The sequence below is a fragment of the Salinicola sp. CPA57 genome (assembly GCF_003206035.1).
GTDB classification, from domain to species: domain Bacteria; phylum Pseudomonadota; class Gammaproteobacteria; order Pseudomonadales; family Halomonadaceae; genus Salinicola; species Salinicola socius.
Genome location: NZ_PZJR01000003.1, coordinates 529,554 through 546,305 on the forward strand (window position 1 = coordinate 529,554; position 16,752 = coordinate 546,305).

A 16,752-nucleotide genomic window follows, 5' to 3' on the forward strand; every position below is an offset into this window, starting at 1 on the left:
CATGACTGCGTCGCCAGGCCGCCAGCATCGTCAGCCCCCACATTGCCAAAGCGCGCCGGCCAACGTGCACTTGCCATCCGTATCAGAATCGAAGACGCTAGCAAAAGCTGACCAATCGGTCAGGATTTTTCCATAAGGTCCCCATCCACTCGTCAGTGCTGGGATGGCGACTTGCACGATGAACTACACGACAACGACAACGACAACGACAACGACAACGACAGGTCCCGATGATCGAATTCTTTCTCAACGGCCAACGCCAGCGAGTGGCCGCCGAAGCCAACATGAGCGTGCTCGAACTGCTGCGCGGGCCGCTGGCGAAGTGTGGTACCAAGGAGGGCTGCGCCTCCGGTGACTGTGGCGCCTGTACTGTCGCCATCGCCGATCCGAAAGACGAAGCAGAAACCGGCCAGCCACTGACCTATCGCACCGCCAACGCCTGCATCACGCCGGCACATCAACTTCAGGGCACGCATCTCGTCACCATCGAGGGCATCGCCCGAGGGCACGCATTGCACCCCTCGCAGGCTTCGATGGTGGCCTGCCATGGCAGTCAGTGCGGCTTCTGCACTCCCGGTATCGTGATGTCACTGTTCGCCTTGCACGAACGACAGCGCAGGATGCCAGACGCGCCGCTGGATGCTCACGGACTGGAACTCACCCTGGGTGGCAACCTGTGCCGCTGTACCGGCTACCGCCCCATTCGGGATGCCGCCCTGAGCATGGGCGAGCATGCCGATACCCGCCCGTCCTGGGCCGATGACCCCGCGCTGGAGAACGAGGTCCGTCGCGTTGGATCGACAGCGTTCTGCAAGGCCGACGACCAGGCCCAGCGTACCGATCAGCACCACTATCAGACCCCGACCACGCTCGCCGAGCTTATCGCCGCCATGCACCGACATCCCGACGCGCCGCTGGTGGCCGGCGCCACGGATCTGTGGCTCGACGTTACCCAGCAGCTCGAGCCGTTCGAGATGCTGATCGATCTGCGTCAGGTGCGGGAACTGCGCCAGATCGAGGAAGACGCCGAAGGCTGGTGGATTGGCGCGGCGCTCACCTATCGGGAGTGGGAGCCACTGCTGGCCGAGCACTACCCGGCATTCGCGCACCTGCTGACCCGGCTGGGTTCGGCGCAGATTCGCAACCGCGCCACCGTGGGCGGCAATATCGCCAATGCGTCACCGATCGGCGATACCCCGCCAGTGCTGCTGACACTGGACGCCACGCTTCGCCTGGCCGGTCCCGACGGCGTGCGGACTCTCCCGCTGGAATCGTTCTTCCTCGATTACAAGCAAACGGCGCTGGCACCCGGCGAATGTATCTCCGCCATCTATCTACCCAAGCCAGAGGCCGATTTCCAACAGCGCGTATGGAAACTCTCCAAACGGCGCGAGGATGATATCTCGACGCTGCTGGCGGCGTTTCGTTGGCAGCTGAAGAACGGTGTGCTCTCGGATGTTCGCGTCGCCTACGGCGGCATGGCTGCGATTCCGCGTCGCGTCAGAACCGTCGAGGCGGCACTGGAAGGTCGCGCCCCGAACACCGCAGCCTTCGAAGCCGCCAAGCAGGCGCTGCGCGATTCAGTCACGCCCATGAGTGATACCCGCGGCTCTAGCGACTACCGCCTTGCCGCGGCGGTCAATCTGCTCGAGCGCTGGCACCTGACGCTGGACCACACCGGCTCGAATTCGCCGACGCAGGAGGTTGCCCTCGATGCGTACGCTCACTAAACGACTCGTCAAAACCTCTCGCCACCGGTCCGAAACCGAAGCGGGACGGACAGATGCCGAGGTATCGCTGGAAGCCCGGATCGAATCCGAATCTCCGGATACGGGTCAGGAGATCGGCCGCCTCGAAGGCGACGAGCCGGTGGCACGCGATACCGTCACGCCGCGGCCGGTGTCGAATAGCCCCCGACATGCTCAGGGCCACGAAAGCGGCATCAAGCATGTCACCGGACGGGCGCGCTACATCGACGATCTGCCGGCGCCTCACGGTACGCTGCATGCGATGGTAGGTCTAAGTCAGATCGCTCATGGGCGGGTGACGCGACTCGATCTCGACGCGGTCCGAGCGATGCCCGGCATCGTTGACGTGATCGCGGCGCAGCATATTCCCGGACATCGCGATATCGGCCCGGTGTTCCCCGGTGACCCCCTGTTCGCCGATGAGGAAGTGAGCTACGTCGGGCAACCCCTGTTCGCCGTGGCCGCCACCAGCTATGCCGAAGCGCGCCGCGCCGTAAAGGCGGCCGTCGTCGAGATCGAGCCGCTGCCGCCCCGCTTCGATCCGGTTGCCGCCGCCGAGGCCGGCGAGTTCGTGCGCCCGACGCATGTGCAGGTCAGCGGCGATTGGCAGCAGGCGCTGGAGGGCGCACCCCACGTGCTCGAGGCCGCGCAGTTCGTCGGCGGTCAGGAGCATTTCTACCTCGAAGGCCAGGCCTGCCTGGTCGTGCCAAGCGAGGATGAAGGCGTCATCGTCTACACCTCCAACCAGCACCCCAGCGAGACCCAGAAGCTGGTCGCCGAGGTGCTCGATATTCCGTTCCATGCGGTGACGGTGGAAAATCGCCGCATGGGCGGCGGCTTTGGTGGCAAGGAGACCCAGGCCGCGCCCTGGGCGTGCATGGCGGCGCTGCTGGCACGTCGTACCGGGCGGGCGATCCGCCTGCGCCTGCCGCGCGCCGAAGACACTCGTGCCACCGGCAAGCGCCACCCGTTCCACAATCATTACCGTCTGGGTTTCGACGACGACGGGGTGATTCTCGGCGGCGATATCACCCTGATCGGCGATTGCGGCCACTCGCCGGATCTCTCCGAAGCGGTGGTCGACCGCGCCATGTTTCACGCCGACAACGCCTATTCGCTGGGGGCGGCACGCGTGACCGGACACCGCGCGCGCACCCATACCGCATCGAATACCGCCTTCCGCGGCTTCGGCGGCCCCCAAGGAATGATGATCGTCGAACGCGCGATGGACGATATCGCCCGTCATATTGGCGAAGACCCGCTGACCGTGCGCAAGCGCAATCTCTACCGTGCCGGGCGTGATACTACCCACTATGGGCAGCACGTGGACCAGCATCCCTTGATGGTGGAGATCATCGAACGTCTGGAGCGCAGCAGCGACTACTGGCAACGGCGCGACGCGATTCGTGAGTTCAACCATCGCAGCCCGATCATCAAGCGGGGCCTGGCGTTGACGCCGGTCAAGTTCGGCATCTCGTTCACCGCCAAGCATCTCAATCAGGCCGGCGCGCTGCTTCACGTCTACACCGATGGCAGCGTGATGATCAATCACGGCGGCACCGAGATGGGTCAGGGCCTGCACACCAAGGTGTGTCAGGTCGTCGCTCGCGAACTGGGCATCGATCTGGCATCGGTGCGCATCAGCGCCACCCGCACGGACAAGGTCCCCAACACCTCGCCAACGGCCGCGTCCAGCGGCGCGGACCTCAACGGCATGGCCGCACGCGATGCCGCCAGCCAGATCCGCCAGCGCCTGCTCGATTTCGCCGCCGAGCACTATCAGTTCGACCGCGAAGGGCTGCGTCTCGAGAACGGCAAGCTCATAACCGACACCGGCGCGTCGATGCCCGCGGTGTCGTGGGGAGAACTGATCCAGGCCGCCTATCTCGGCCGGGTCTCGCTGTCGGCGACCGGTTTCTATTCCACGCCGCTGATTCACTACGATCGCGATAGCGGCCAGGGGCGACCGTTCTACTATTTTGCCTACGGGGCATCGGTCAGCGAGGTCCGTCTTGACACGCTGAGCGGCGAATACCGGGTCGAACGCGTCGACATCCTGCATGACGTCGGTGACTCGCTCAATCCGGCGATCGACCTGGGCCAGGTCGAGGGTGGTTTCATCCAGGGGATGGGCTGGCTGACCAGCGAAGAGCTGAAGTGGAACGACGACGGCCGTCTGATCACCGATGGACCCGCCACCTACAAGATCCCGACCTTCGGTGACCTGCCTCCGATCTTCAATGTCGAACTGCTCGAAGGCCACCCCAACTCCCAGGCCAGTATCTACCGCTCCAAGGCCGTGGGCGAACCGCCGTTCATGCTGGGTATTTCGGTGTGGTCGGCGCTGCGCGACGCGCTGGCGAGCCTCGCCGCCTATCGCATCAGCCCGGCGCTGGACACCCCCGCCACGCCGGAACGCATGCTGATGGCGGCCGAGGCGTTCCGTGCCGCCAGCCGTGATTTACAGGAAACGACATGAGCTCGGCTGACAGCGTCCAGGGCCTGGAAAGCTGGCACGCCGCGCTGCATCGACTGCAGGAGAGCGCGACGCCTCACGCGCTGGCCAGCGTAATCGGCGCCGCGGGCTCGACGCCGCGGGAGCCCGGCGCCAAGCTGGTGGTCACGGGGACGGAGGTCATCGACACCCTGGGGGGCGGTCATTTCGAACAGCAGGTGATCGAAACCGCGCGCCGGCATCTGGCGGCGACGCCCGTGGCGGCAGGCACCTATCTCGAGGCGTTCGCACTGGGCGCTCGCTCCGGTCAGTGCTGCGGCGGGTTCGTGCACGTGCTGCTAGAGGTGTTCGTCGGCGCCGAGAGTCACCTGACGCTGTTCGGTGCCGGCCACGTCGGCCAGGCGTTGGTCGAGCTACTCGCGCCGCTACCGTGGCGCATCGACTGGTACGACAGCCGCCCCGACGCGTTTCCGCTGCAGGACGGCCACGACGGCTACCCCGCTCGCGTCCGGCCCATGGTGTTATTTCCGGGTGCGGAAGGCATGGCGCAGGCCGTGACGATGATCCCATCCGGCAGTCACGTGGTGGTAATGACCCACGACCACGCCCAGGATCGCGATCTGATCGCGACGCTGCTATCTCGTGACAATCCGGGTGGCGAAGCGTTGGCGTCCATCGGCCTGATCGGCTCGAAGAGTAAATGGGCCAGCTTTCGTTCGCGGCTGATAGCAGCAGGATTCGATGACGCCACGCTGGCCAGGGTTCACTGCCCGATCGGCCTGGGGTCGACCGCCAGCAAACGTCCCCGCGAAATCGCTATCAGCGTGGCCGCCGAACTGCTGGCCCGGCAAAGGCTGGTGACCGGACCGACGCAACGCGGCGTCGCACCAAAAGCCCTGCGTAATGCCTTTACCCCTTCCGAACGGGTCGAGAACGACGCCGTCGACAAAATCCCGGCCAGGAAGTCCTAGTGAGAAATTTTCCCGTTAGAGAGAGACCATGAACACGAATCAACGCCTGCTTCGCGGCCCGCTGTTTACCTGCCTCGGCGATCCCGGCGAGGAAGCCACCCCGCTGCCGGATACCACGCGCTATCTCGAGGATGGCGCGATCTGGATCGTTGACGGGCACATCCGGGCCGTCGATACGTTCGAGGCGTTGGCCGGCCGCCTGCCGGAAGGCATCGAAATCGTCGACTATCGCGACAAGCTGATGATGCCCGGTTTCATTGACAGTCACGTTCACTACGTCCAGCTCGACATCATGGCCTCCTACGGTCGCGAACTGCTCGACTGGCTCAACGACTACACCTTTCCAGCCGAATGTCGATTTGCCGATGCCGCTTATGCCGAGGCCGGCGCCGAACGATTCCTGGACGAAATGCTGCGAGTCGGCACCACCACCGCCCAGGTCTTCTGCTCTTCGCATCCGGTGTCGGTCGATAGCTTTTTCCGTGCCGCCCAGCGCCGCCGGCTACGCATGATCGCCGGCAAGGTGCTGATGGACCGTCATGCCCCGGACGCCCTGACCGACGACACGCTGGGCGGCGTACGCGACAGCGAACGCCTGATCGCCGATTGGCACGGCCGCGACCGTCTCGATTACACCCTGACACCGCGTTTCGCACCGACGTCTACCCGCGAGCAGCTCGATGCCGTGGGTGGTGTGCTGCGCAGCGCCCCCGATCTCTATCTGCAGACCCATCTGTCGGAAAATCGCGGCGAGGTCGCCTGGGTAGCCGAACTGTTTCCGGAGAGCCGGGACTATCTCGATGTCTACGAGCGCCACGGTCTGGTCGGGCCACGCAGCACCTTCGCCCACGGTATCCATCTGAATGACGATCAGCGCCGCCGGCTTGCCCAGCGTGGCGCCAATATCGCCTTCTGCCCGACCTCGAACCTGTTTCTGGGTAGCGGGTTGATGGATCGGCTGGCCTGTCGTGATGTGGGTCTTGCGACATCGCTCGCCAGCGATGTGGGCGGCGGCACGTCGCTGTCCGGCCTCGGCACCCTGCAGGGTGCCTATCAGGTAGGCGCCCTGCTCGGCCAGGCCTTGACCGGTTGGCAGGGGTTCTATCGCCTCACGTTGGGCAATGCACGGGCACTTCATCTGGATGACAAGATCGGCAGCCTTCAGGCGGGCTATGAAGCGGACATCGTGGTTCTCGATCCCGAATCCACCCCGTTGATGGCACGCCGCCTGTCCCAGACCACGACGCTGTCGGAACGCCTGTTCGCGATGATGATGCTGGGCGACGACCGAACGGTTGCCGCCACCTGGGCCAACGGCCGCCTGGTTCACGAGCGCGATGCGGTCGCGGCGTGACTTCCAGCTTCCAAGCTCTGTCTGAAAAATCGGCGAGCGATGGCAAGACCGGGGCGGCAAGTAACGCGAAGAAATATCGGATGCATGGCGTTGCCAGGCAAGGCGCGAGGAGGCGTCATAGTGGAGTCTATGGCAACGACGAGCAACGCCGCATGGCGGCGCCAGGGACCGATATTATTGGATGGTATTTGTGAGACACCACACTAGTCCATCGCCGCTTCCGGCAACGGGTAGCGGCGATCCGAGGTGCCGGCCTTGACCACCTGGCCCGGCACCTCATGGCCGATCATCGTCGGCAACAGCTCGGACGCCGCGATCAGTCGTTCGAGATCGACGCCGGTCTCCAGCCCCATCTGCTCGAACATGTGAACCAGATCTTCGGTGCAGACATTGCCGGTGGCGCCCGGCGCGAAAGGGCAGCCACCCAGGCCGCCCAACGAGGCGTCGAAGCGGGTGATGCCGTTCTGCCACGCCACCAGCGCATTGGCCAGCCCCATGCCGCGCGTATTGTGCAGATGAATCGTCACCGGCAGCCACGGCCAGCGGCTCAGCGTTTCCCGGCAGAGATCGGCAACCTGGCGCGGGTTGGCCATGCCGGTGGTATCGCAAAGCGTGACGCCCTGCACGCCCATTGCCAGCAGCTTCTCGGTGATCGAGAGTACCCGCTTGAACGGGACGTCACCCTCGAACGGACAGCCGAACGCGGTCGAGATCGACGCGTTGACGAACACGTCGTGTCCCTTGGTGATCTGAAGAATATTGGCGAAACGCTCGAGCGATTGCTCGGCGGTCATGCGCAGATTGGCGCGACCGTGGCTGTCGCTGGCCGACAGCACCAGATTGATCTCGTCGACGCCGCAAGCAAGCGCGCGTTCGGCACCTTTCTCGTTGGGCACCAGCACCACGTAATCGACCCCCGGCACGCGTTCGATGCCACGCATCACCGCTTCGGCGTCGCGCAGGTTGGGGATCGCCTTGGGCGAGGTAAACGACGTCGCCTCGATCTTGGCAAGGCCGGTACGGGAGAGCGCATCGATCAGCCGAATCTTCTCTTCCGTCGGCACGAACCGTGATTCGATCTGAAGACCGTCCCGCGGTGCCACGTCGTTGATGGTAACGCGGGGCTGCGTGTTCGTCCCGGTCATCGAATCGGGCATCGAATCGGCCATCAGATCACTCCTCTTTCGCGCATTTTGTTCTGGGTCTCGCGGTCGATGCCCAGTTCGTCGAGCACGTCCCGGGTGTGCTGTCCCAGCGCCGGACCACCGCCCTCGATTCGCCCCGGTGTACGGCTCAGCTTCGGCAGTATCCCGGGAACTTTCAGCGATTCGCCGTCGCCCAATTGGATGGTTTCGATCATCTCCCGCGCCAGATAGTGCGGATCGGCAACGATGTCTTTCGCCGTATAGGGATAGCCCACCGGCACGTGGGCACTCTCCAGCACGTCGAGGACATAGCTTCGCTCATGCTGACGAGTCCAGTCCGCAATCGCCCCATCGATCAGCTCGGCGTGGCGGCTGCGGCCGTCGTTATGCGCGAAGCGCGGATCGTCGGCGAGATCCTGACGGCCGATCGCGGCCATCAAGCGCTTGAAGATACTGTCGCCGTTACCGGCGATCAGAACGTATTCTTCGCCCTGCCCCTCGTCCTCACCCTCGGCCGACGCACAGGGATAGGCATTGGAGGGCGTGATACCCGGCAAGGCGCTCCCGCTGGGTTCTCGGATCACCTCGGCGCCGTCGTACTCGGGAATCAGACTCTCCATCATTGCGAACACCGATTCGTACAGCGCGACATCGATGTACTGGCCCTGGCCGCTGCGATGGCGCTCCTGCAATGCCAGCAAGGCGCCAATGACGCCGTACAGCGCCGACAGCGAATCGCCGATGCTGATGCCGACCCGCACGGAGGGTTGATCCGGATGGCCGGAGAGGTAACGCAAGCCGCCCATCGCCTCGCCGATCACGCCGAACCCGGGCCGGTCGCGATAAGGGCCGGTCTGACCGTAACCGGAGATACGCACCATGATCAGGCCGGGGTTGCGTTCGCTCAGCGACTCCCACCCCAGTCCCCACTTCTCCAGCGTGCCGGGGCGAAAGTTCTCGATCACGATGTCCGCTTCATCGACGAGTCGGCGCACGACCTCCTGGCCCTCCTCGGAACGGAGATCGAGTGCCAGCGAACGCTTGTTGCGGGTCTGGACGTGCCACCACAGTGACGTATCGTCCTTGAGCACGCGCCATTTGCGCAGCGGATCCCCCGTACCCGGCGGCTCGATCTTGACCACGTCCGCACCGAACTCGCCCAGCAGCTTGCTGGCAAAAGGCCCGGCAATCAACTGACCCAGCTCCACCACCTTGAGTCCCGCTAGCGCCTGCGGATTGTCGCTGGCAGCCATGTTGCTCTCCTTTTATCAATCCAGACCCATTTCTGATCCAGCCAATCTCGCCCAGCCAACATTGGCCCATTCAGCGGGCGGCAACAATTAGGCGATCGTCAAGCTAGGCTTCGTCGATCGCGAACGCTAGAGTGGGTCGACCATTCCCGCAACAACAGATTTCCTGTCATGAAGCGACTCGATTTCGTCACCCTCAAGCTCTTTGTCGCCATTGCCGACTCACGGAGTCTGACTCGTGCCGCCGAGCGCGAGCACCTGGCACTGGCGGCGGTCAGCAAGCGCATCAGCGATCTCGAGACTCAGCTTTCGACGACGCTGCTCTATCGCCGCCCTCGCGGCGTCGAGCTGACTCCCGCCGGCCATGCGTTGCTTCATCATGCCCGTCACATGTTAGACAGCCTGGATCATCTCAACGCCGATCTCAGCGAGTACAGTGTGGGAATCCGGGGGCACGTGCGTCTGCATGCGAACACCTCGTCCGTGATCGAGTTTCTTCCCGACGACCTGAGCGACTTCAGCCGCCGCTATCCGCAGATTCGCATCGACATGCAGGAGCGCTTGAGCCACGAGATCATCGACGCCGTTCGTGACGGGCTGACCGACATCGGCATCTTCTCGGGGCATGTTCCCGCAGAAGGATTGTCGATATACCCCTATCGTCGGGATCGGCTGGTGCTGGTCACGGCACGCGATCATCCGCTGGCCGAACGTGAAAGTCTGGCTTTCGCCGAGACCCTGGACTACGACTTCATCGGCCTGGAACAGGACTCTTCGCTCCATGCGCTGCTGCATCAGGACTCTCAGCGCCTGGCACGGCCGGTGCGGATGCGGATACAGGTGCGCAGCTTCGAAGGTATCTGCCGGATGATCGACCGTGGCATGGGGATCGGCATTCTTCCCGCTCGCGCCGTTGCGGCCTACCGCGAGAGCCTTTCACTGACCACGACTGCGTTGACCGATGAGTGGGCGGAGCGCGAGCTGGTCATCGGTATCCGCGATCTGGAGACACTGCCCCTGATTGCCCGAGAGATGATCGAGCATCTGGCGAACGCGAGCGCGCGAGACATCGAGACGCCGGACATCGAAGCGCCACCGCAAGGCCCATAGTGTTACGACGAAGGTGTAAAGCCTTCGGGAAGTACGAAGGCTCGCTTGTCAAAATATCAATGTTTCCCGTCGCGACCACTCGCTACAGTCCTCCCACGTCATCCCGATACGAAAAACGCCCAGCGCCCTTCCGGCGATGAAACGCGGACGACGAATCGTTGCAACAGTGCAGATCGATAACAAGACGACGAGGAACACGCCATGATCCAACGTAGTTTAAGGACACTCATCGCAGGCGGCCTGATCTGGAGCCTGGCCAGCGCCACTCAGGCTTTCGAGCAGACCGGGAAAGTGGACTGCATCGCCCCGGCCAACCCGGGCGGTGGCTGGGACTTCACCTGCCGTTCCGTGGGCCGCGTCCTCGGCGATCTTGGTCTGGTCGACGGCAACGTCCAGACCATCAACATGCCAGGCGCCAGCGGCGGCGTGGGCTTCTCGCACGTGGTGCAGAAGCGTGCCGGGCAGGAGAACCTGATCGTCGCTGCCAGCACCGTGACAACGACAGGGCTGGCCCGCGGGCAATTTCCGGGGCTGGATGCCAGCATGGTCAACTGGATCGGCACGCTGGGCGCCGATTATGGCGTGATTGCGGTGGCGGCGGACTCCCCGTATCAATCGCTGTCGGACGTGATGAAGGCTCTCAAGGACGACCCTCGTGCACTGACCTTTACGGGCGGCACCGCCACCGGCGGCTGGGATCACCTGAAATTGTTGATGGCCGCCGACGAGGCCGGGGTGGACGATCTGGCACGGATTGCCTATCTGGGTTACAACGGCGGCGGTGAAGCGGTGACGCAGACGCTGGGCGGTCACGTCGACGCCTTCACCGGTGATATTTCGGAAGTCATCAGCTTTATTGAGTCCGGTGACCTGCGGCCATTGGCGATCCTTTCCGAAGAGCGCCTGCCTGGCAAGCTGCATCAGTGGCCGACCGCTCGAGAACAGGGAATCGATACGATCGCCCCCAACTGGCGAGGCTTTTACATGCCGGCGGATGTCTCCGAAGATGCTTACGGCTGGTGGGTCGATACCATCGACACGCTGTACGCCAGTGATGAGTGGAAAAGCGTGATGACCCAGAACGGCCTGATGCCATTCGAAATGCATGGCGAGGCATTCACCACCTTCGTCAACGAACAGATTGCCCAGATCACGGACATCTCCCGCCAGATCGGCCTTTCTCGATAACGCATTTCTCCTGAGAATGGGTTTCCTCGATAGCGGGGCACCCCCGTCAGCGCTCGCTCTGTACCAGGGCGAGCGCGCTTTTGTGAATCGCAGAAATTTTGAGCCGGCATTCCTCGAACCAAGCGCTCAATGCGACGAAAGTTGTAGAAACGCCTAAACTCGAGTGAGTCGACAACTCCAATAACAGGCTCATCCATGAATGCATCGGTTATCAACGCGACGTTTATCAATACCACGATCAAGGCGTGGCTGGATGCGCTGCCGTTCTGGATCACGGCGGCGTTCATCATCGGCGCGACGATCATCGCTCACGCACTGCTCAAGTACGTCCACTTTCGCCTACGACGGCTCGATGAATCCCGCTTTCATCTACTCGGCACGACAGCCAAGGCCGTTCATCCGCCGTTGGTGGGGGTGCTTTGGGTCTACGGACTCTTCGGCGCCGCTCACTTCCTGGTTCCCGCGGACGTCGACGGACATTCGCTGATCATGACCGTGGCACATTTTGCCGCAGCGCTGCTTGGCGTCTGGTTGCTGATCCGCCTCTGTCGCCGACTGGTCGCGACCATGGACCGTTGGGGGGACTCGCGCACTTCGATACTGGAGCGTTTCCTGGTGCCGTTCATGGCACGCTGTCTGGCCGCACTGATCCCGATCTTCGTGCTGTTCTCGATCTTCCCGATCTTCGTGACGTCGGTCAGTCTCGACTCGGCGCTGCACAATCTCACCAGTCTGATTCTGATCGGGGCCATCGCCGGGGTGCTGATCCATGGCGTCAACATCAGCGAGCGGGCGCTCAGCGAACGCTATAGATTCGATGACGAAGATGCCGTGGCACGCAAGGTGCACACCCAGATCACCGTGCTGCGCAAGCTGATCAATTTCGTCATCATCATTCTGGCTCTCGCCTCGATGCTGATGGTATTCGAGAAGGTGCGCCAACTCGGCGCCAGTATCCTGGCGTCGGCGGGCATATTGGGTGTGGTGCTCGGGTTTTCGGCGCAGAAGGTGCTGGGCAACCTGATCGCCGGCATCCAGATCGCGCTGACGCAGCCGATTCAGTTGAACGACTCGGTCATCGTCGAGGATGAGTGGGGCTGGGTAGAGGAGCTGACGCTGACCTATGCCGTCGTGCGTACCTGGGACTGGCGACGAGTCGTACTGCCGATCACTTACTTCGTCGACCACCCTTTCGAAAACTGGACCCGACGCGACAAGGATCTCATTGGCGTGGTGATCCTATACGTCGACTATCACCTGCCGATGGCACCGCTGCGCGCCGAGTGCCAGCGGATCGCCGAGGCTTCACCGTTCTGGACCGGCCGGGTCTGCAAGGTGCAGATGCTCGAGATGACCGAACGCAACAAGCAGTTGCGAGTGCTGATCAGCAGTAGCGGCGGCCCGAACACCTTCGATCTGCGCTGCGAAATCCGTGAAGGCCTGATCGATTTCATCTGCACCCACTACCCCGAACATCTGCCGACCGTGCGGCTGGACATGCCTCAGCCTAACGGCGACAACACGCCGCAGTCGCCGCTATCGGTTTCGACTGCCACGGCGCCGAATGCCAGTGCAGGCGCCTGCGGTCAACACGAGGGCGCGCAGCCGGCCTCGTGATCATTCACGGCGGTAGACGTCATCGAATCGCTCGATGTCGTCTTCGCCGAGATAGCTGCCGCTCTGCACTTCGATCAACTCCAGTTCGATCTTGCCCGGATTCTCCAGCCGGTGAACGACGCCGAGAGGGATATAGGTCGACTGGTTCTCCTCGAGCAGAAAGGTCTCGTCGCCGCGTGTCACCCGCGCCGTTCCGCGAACCACGATCCAGTGTTCGGCGCGGTGAAAGTGCTTCTGAAGTGACAGCCGACCACCGGGCGTCACGCTGATCTGCTTGACCTGGTAGCGCTCGGCACGATGCACGCTGTCATAGCTGCCCCAGGGGCGATGCACCCGACGATGCTGGTCCCACTCCGGGCGTTCCTGGCGCTTGAGCGTCTCCGCGATGTGCTTGACCGATTGTGCGGCGTCCCGGTGCGCGACCATCACCGCATCCGGTGTTTCGATGATCATCAAGTCGCGTACGCCGACCGCCGCCACCAGCCGGCTTTCGCCATGAATCAAGCATCCACTCACGTCGTCGACGATCACGTCACCGCGCAGTGCGTTGCCATCCGCGCCCTTGGCGGAAATTTCCCATAGCGACTGCCACGAGCCGACGTCCGACCAGCCGGCATCCAGCGCGACGACGCTGGCATCGGCGGCATTCTCCATCACCGCATAGTCGATCGACTCGGCGTCGCAGGCAACGAAGGCATCGGCGTCGACCCGCAGGAAATCGAGATCGGTCTGACGCCCTTCCCACGCCGCCGTCACCGCCTCTAGCATCGCAGGTCGCTGCCGCCCGAGCGCTTCCAGATAGCGATCCGCGCGCATCACGAACATCCCGCTGTTCCACAGGTGCCGACCGCTTTCGACATACGCCTGGGCCGTTTTCGCATCCGGTTTTTCGACGAAGCGCTGGATCGGCACCGCGCTGTCGTGGCCGCATGGCTCGCTTGGCGCCATGCCGGTCTTGATCCCGGTTTCGATCTCGATATAACCGTAGCCGGTCTCCGCCCGCGTCGGCGTCACCCCGAACGTCACCAGCTTGCCCCGCTCGGCGGCTTCACGCGCAGGTGTAATGGCTCGCATCAACGCCTCCGGATTGGCGATGGCATGATCGGCGGGCAACACCAGCAGCACCGCATTCGGATCGCGACTCATGGCCTGCAGTGCAGCCAGCCCGATGGCCGGCGCGGTATTGCGCATCGCCGGCTCGAGCAGGATGTCCGCTGACCGGTCGGCTTCACGCAGCTGTTCGGCCACCAGAAAGCGATGATCTTCCTGACACACGATTATCGGGTTTGCCGCGCTGACAGATTCGATGCGTGCCAGCGTTTCCAGCAGCATGCTGCGCGCAGAGGTGATCGGAAGGAACTGCTTGGGGTAGCTCGCCCGCGACATCGGCCATAGACGAGTGCCGGAGCCGCCGGCCAGAACAACGGGAATCAGCATGCGCACATCCTTGGCTTTTGCTGGAACGAAAGACCGTCGAGCCGGCCGTGAATGGCAGGCACTTTGCTGACGATAACGACCAGAATAACGAGGAGCCGACAATAATCGCGAAAATCAGTCGCCGTCCCCTCATTGCGATAGTAAACCTTTATCAGAAACACCCGATAAAAATCGGGGTCACTGCAAATAGCGCGGTTTCTAGATATCAACTGTTTATAAAATTAATCTCTTTATAAACCCCAGCATTTTACAAGTTCGACAGATCTATCGAACAAGACCGAGCGTGGCGGGAATGGCGGCAACCATCACACCGCCCTATCGACGAAGGCTACCCATCACGCCATCTTCTTGTATTGCACCAGCGTGCTCAGCATTTCATGCACGCAGCCCTGACTCAACGCATACTCCGTCATTAACCCGTGCAGGCGCTCCTCGAATGCTGGGCCAACGTCTTGTGGCTCTGGCTCGACCGACTGCGAAGTTCGTGGGCCACCATCGAGATCCCGAAGCGCCTGAGCAAAAGCGTCATCGAGTTCACGAAACTTACGAATTTTTTCACGTTCATCCATCATACGAGGCATAAGAAGTAATTAAACATCCTGAACAATGACCCGACTCGGGCCGATGAATAAGAGTCATGAAGAATCCCGGACCAGCGTAAAACAGGATAAAAAATTTGCCGGAGGGAAATAAAACGGTTCTCCTTCAGAAGAACCGACCCAGTCTAGCGAAACTCGCCTTGAAAATCATCTATACCTAGTGCCGGCGCTATCTTCTCTATGGTACCCAACGGATCAGACCGGCCGCGGCAGGGAAAATTCCCAGCCAAAGCCCTGCTCTCTGATCAATCCTCGTCTGTCGACAGAATGACCCACATACGTCGACTGATTCGACCAGCCAATTCAAACCTCTACCGGGCACTCAGACTGAGTTGCGCCGCAGCGATTCGACTCAGCAGTAGCAGCGTCGCAGAATAGTAGTTTTCGCCTGCGCTCGGCGTCGTACCGATGGCCCAAGGCCGACCGCTGAGCAGCGCATTGATCGCTTCTCCGCCCTCGGATAGGGGATAACCCGCCGTCTCTCCAGATTTCACGTCGATCCAGGCGGGAGGCGCGGGTTGGTCCCAGAATCGAGCAATGTTCTCGAGCGTGTCGACCTCTCGCACGCCTCCCCAAGTGAAGTAGAGCGGAGTCCGGATATTTTCGAACCCGAAGCGCGGCGGCCACCCTTTGGCTGGCGTCAGCTCACCAGACGTCTGCAGTCGTATCCAGTCGGCAGGGAGCTGTTCCGAACCGAACTGCGCCCTCTCCAGAAGCTGGCAGCCGCTGTCGATAACGGCCTGCCACGGCTCACCCGGATAACGAGCAGCAAAGTCGCGCAGCGCCGGGAGGACCCAATAGGACAAATTGATATCGGCAAACCCCTCGTGGCGGAAACCTTCAAGACCCGGTAGCAATATCTCGTAGCCACCGACGTTGTCGATCAGATGGTCTCGAATGGCGACACGTATCGCTTCGGATCGCTGGGCGTACCGATCGTCGCCCCACCGATCCGCTGCTAATTGCAGCGACCAGGCCACGAATAGATCACCGTCAGTCGCATTGTTATTGTCGGCGACCGGCGGCTGTGCGTGAGGATCATAGCGCCAGGCATTGAGCGCGATATCCGGTCTCGCCAGGTTGGCTTCGGTCCATTGCCAGATCCTGTCGAACGTACGGCGATCATCGAACTGGACCGCCAGGAACATGCCCCAGCCCTGCCCTTCGGTGTGGCTGATATCGGCGTTGGCGGTATCGATGATGCGCCCTTCTGGCAATAGAAAGCGCGTCTTGTAGTTCTGCCAGCCGGGATCGCTGGCGTTGAATCCCGCATTCGCCATTATTGGCATCACGACGATACCGAGCAGCAGCAAGAGGCGTTTCAACCACCGAGTCGGTACTTTGTTCATGCGCTACCGTAATGAAAGATCAATGACTGATGGAATCTGTTGCGCTGATAGCTGACCCTAGCCTGGCCACCCTGAGCACCGAGCCAGCCTTGGTAGAGACTGCCCAGAATCCATGACAGACCGAGCAAGCGCAGACGCCCCGCCTCGCCGATGTCACCGGAGCCCATGAGGGGATAATCGCCGTGCTCGATAACCAGGTGCCTGCCAGCGTCACGAATCAAGCACCAGCCCCAGGAGAGCCGGGCCAGCCGTCGATTGATCTCCGACTCCAGCGCGGCTAGCGTCGCGGGCTGACCCAGAGGTAGATCTTCGGCGAGTCGCAGCCCGACACGCTGCAGTAACGGTTGAGCTTCCGCCTCGCCGGCCGCCTGAATCAGCTCGTCGATCAACAGGTCGAGCACCTTCGGCCAATGCGGCGCATCTGCCGAAGGTCCGCCATCGGGCTCAGTCGAGAAACGGGCAGCGGACGGCGCTTCGATCTCCGTATCATCCCACGTATTCAGCAAACTCATGGTGTTAAGCGATGTAT

At 62.3% G+C, this 16,752-nt stretch carries 13 protein-coding genes; 7 read left to right on the forward strand and 6 right to left on the reverse strand.

The window, feature by feature from the left end:
* Positions 1-230 precede the first annotated feature (230 nt).
* From xdhA to guaD, 4 genes are read left to right on the forward strand one after another with little or no spacing between them, the layout of a single operon-like run.
* Positions 231-1,730 carry a xanthine dehydrogenase small subunit gene (gene xdhA / locus DOM36_RS04740; protein ID WP_110641572.1) on the forward strand — a complete coding sequence of 500 codons (1,500 nt, stop codon included), beginning with the start codon at positions 231-233 and terminating at the stop codon, positions 1,728-1,730.
* The gene (gene xdhB / locus DOM36_RS04745; RefSeq protein WP_110641574.1) at positions 1,714-4,227 is read left to right on the forward strand and encodes a xanthine dehydrogenase molybdopterin binding subunit; all 2,514 of its coding nucleotides are present in this window, start codon (positions 1,714-1,716) and stop codon (positions 4,225-4,227) included. Before xdhA ends, xdhB begins: the two co-directional genes overlap by 17 nt.
* Positions 4,224-5,174, forward strand: coding sequence for a xanthine dehydrogenase accessory protein XdhC (gene xdhC / locus DOM36_RS04750; protein ID WP_110641576.1), 951 nt, complete (start codon positions 4,224-4,226; stop codon positions 5,172-5,174). The genes xdhB and xdhC overlap by 4 nt, the downstream gene beginning before the upstream one ends.
* 28 nt (positions 5,175-5,202) lie before the next feature.
* Entirely contained in the window at positions 5,203-6,528 is a 1,326-nt protein-coding gene (guaD, locus tag DOM36_RS04755) for a guanine deaminase (RefSeq protein WP_110641578.1), read from the forward strand.
* Positions 6,529-6,731: 203 nt separating this feature from the next.
* Here guaD and DOM36_RS04760 read toward each other — a convergent pair whose 3' ends face one another.
* Both DOM36_RS04760 and DOM36_RS04765 read right to left on the reverse strand, forming a co-directional pair.
* Positions 6,732-7,697: a hydroxymethylglutaryl-CoA lyase gene (locus DOM36_RS04760; RefSeq protein ID WP_232823727.1), complete on the reverse strand. Its 966-nt coding sequence runs from the start codon at positions 7,695-7,697 to the stop codon at positions 6,732-6,734.
* Positions 7,697-8,926 (reverse strand): CoA transferase, encoded by a 1,230-nt coding sequence (locus tag DOM36_RS04765; RefSeq protein ID WP_110641580.1) that lies wholly within the window; start codon positions 8,924-8,926, stop codon positions 7,697-7,699. Before DOM36_RS04765 ends, DOM36_RS04760 begins: the two co-directional genes overlap by 1 nt.
* A gap of 168 nt (positions 8,927-9,094) precedes the next feature.
* Here DOM36_RS04765 and DOM36_RS04770 point away from each other — a divergent pair, with 168 nt between their 5' ends.
* The 3 genes from DOM36_RS04770 (at position 9,095) to DOM36_RS04780 (ending at position 12,838) form a co-directional block, all read left to right on the forward strand.
* On the forward strand, positions 9,095-10,033 hold the full coding sequence (locus tag DOM36_RS04770) for a LysR family transcriptional regulator (RefSeq protein WP_110641582.1): 939 nt from the start codon (positions 9,095-9,097) through the stop codon (positions 10,031-10,033).
* Between the two features lie 201 nt (positions 10,034-10,234).
* Positions 10,235-11,221, forward strand: coding sequence for a tripartite tricarboxylate transporter substrate-binding protein (locus DOM36_RS04775; protein WP_110641584.1), 987 nt, complete (start codon positions 10,235-10,237; stop codon positions 11,219-11,221).
* 195 nt (positions 11,222-11,416) lie between these two features.
* Entirely contained in the window at positions 11,417-12,838 is a 1,422-nt protein-coding gene (locus DOM36_RS04780; protein ID WP_110641586.1) for a mechanosensitive ion channel domain-containing protein, read from the forward strand.
* On the opposite strand, the gene DOM36_RS04785 is transcribed toward DOM36_RS04780, so the two are convergent.
* From DOM36_RS04785 to DOM36_RS04800, 4 genes are all read right to left on the reverse strand, one after another.
* Positions 12,839-14,275: a mannose-1-phosphate guanylyltransferase/mannose-6-phosphate isomerase gene (locus tag DOM36_RS04785; protein ID WP_110641588.1), complete on the reverse strand. Its 1,437-nt coding sequence runs from the start codon at positions 14,273-14,275 to the stop codon at positions 12,839-12,841.
* Positions 14,276-14,610: 335 nt separating this feature from the next.
* Positions 14,611-14,844, reverse strand: a complete 234-nt coding sequence (locus tag DOM36_RS04790; RefSeq protein WP_075571037.1) for a hypothetical protein — start codon at positions 14,842-14,844, stop codon at positions 14,611-14,613.
* A gap of 341 nt (positions 14,845-15,185) precedes the next feature.
* The gene (locus DOM36_RS04795; RefSeq protein WP_232823728.1) at positions 15,186-16,199 is read right to left on the reverse strand and encodes a glycosyl hydrolase family 8; all 1,014 of its coding nucleotides are present in this window, start codon (positions 16,197-16,199) and stop codon (positions 15,186-15,188) included.
* 20 nt (positions 16,200-16,219) lie between these two features.
* Positions 16,220-16,735, reverse strand: a complete 516-nt coding sequence (locus DOM36_RS04800; RefSeq protein WP_110641592.1) for a hypothetical protein — start codon at positions 16,733-16,735, stop codon at positions 16,220-16,222.
* Positions 16,736-16,752 lie beyond the last annotated feature (17 nt).